Below are 1,585 nucleotides of genomic sequence, written 5' to 3'. Positions count from 1 at the left end.
CACCATCAGGTATGGTTACGACGGCATCGACCAGGTGGCGACGGTGACCGATCCGCGCAACCTAGAGACGCGTTACGCCGTTGACGGACTGGGTAACCGCAACGAGCTGGGAAGCCCCGATACGGGCCTGACCAAGTCGACCTACGATGCCGCCGGCAACCTGAAAACGCGCATCGACGGCCGCGGTAAAACGAATACCTATTTTTATGATGCGCTCAACCGCCTGACCCGGATCGACTATACGGGCACCATCGGCACCACGTTCGAGTACGACGGCGACGCCAAGCTGACGCCGACTGCGGCTGGAAAAATAACGCGGATGACGGATGAATCGGGTTATACGACGTATACCTATGACGCATTCGGGCGGCTCGCGACCAAAGCCCAGACCACGACCGGTTTGGGGAGTTACACCAACACGCATACGCTTGCCTATGAGTACGATGCGGCCGGCCGGCTGGCGAGCGTGACCTACCCGAGCGGGAACCGCGTTAACTATGGCTACAACGCTGCGGGCCAGGTCGCCAGCATCACGCTGAACCCGGTGGCAGCCAACGGTACCGGCACCAACATCAACATCAACAGCAGTATTGTTTTGCTGAACAACATCACCTACTCACCGTTTGGCGGCACCACCGGCTGGACATGGGGCAATAGCCTTCCCGCAAACGAGTACGCGCATGCGCGCACCTACGACCTCGATGGCCGGATCAGCAGCTATACCTTGGGAAGCCCTTCGGCGAATGGCGTTGTACGCACGGTCAATTACGATGCCGCCAGCCGCATCAAGGGATACACCCATGCCGGCACAGGAACGGCGCCCATCCCTGCCAGCCTGAACCAGACCTTCGGCTACGACGAGTTGAATCGCCTGACCAGCTACAGCGGCAACGGCACCAGCCAGACCTACGCCTACGATGCCAGCGGTAACCGCATCAAGGCCGGGTTCGGAGCGAACAGCTATACGAACACCATCGACCCGCTCAGCAACAAGCTGAGTGCGACCACCGGCCCGGGGCCGGCCAAGGCAAATCTCTATAACGGCGCGGGTGATCTGATGACGGATGGCACGCACGTCGTCACTTATAGCGGGCGGGGCCGCCCGTACAGGAACCAGAATGGTGCCGTCACCACCCACCAGCTGTTCAACGGCTTGGATCAGCGTGTATTCCAGACTTACGGTGGTGGTATATTCGTCTACAATGAACAGGGTAAGTTAGTAGGTGAGTACAGCTATCTCAACGGCAAAGCGACGCGCGATACGGTGTACCTGGGCAACCTGCCGGTGGCTGTGCTGACGCAGACAGTGACGGGTACGGCCCCTGCCCAAAACACGGCGATTAACGTGTTCCATATTCATCCGGATCATCTGGGAACGCCACGGATGATTACGCGCTCGCTTGACAACAAGATCGTCTGGCGCTGGGACAATGGTGATCCGTTCGGACTGACGCCGCCAATCGAGTATTTCAGCGGATCAGGCACCTTTACGTTCAATTTGCGGATGCCAGGCCAGTACTACGACCGAAGCACCAACCTGTTTTATAACTACTACAGGGACTACGATCCGCAAACGGGTCGGTAC

General features: G+C 58.8%; 1 protein-coding gene. It reads left to right on the top strand.

Annotated features, from left to right (window positions below; genetic code table 11):
• A partial coding sequence (locus RBA40_RS33155; RefSeq protein WP_306653149.1) for an RHS repeat domain-containing protein occupies positions 1–1,585 on the top strand: 1,585 nt, incomplete at both ends.

The organism is Massilia pseudoviolaceinigra (assembly GCF_030846505.1).
GTDB lineage: Bacteria > Pseudomonadota > Gammaproteobacteria > Burkholderiales > Burkholderiaceae_D > Telluria_A > Telluria_A violaceinigra.
The sequence above is the reverse complement of the archived record's forward strand: the minus strand, read 5'-3'. Positions and strand labels throughout refer to the sequence as shown.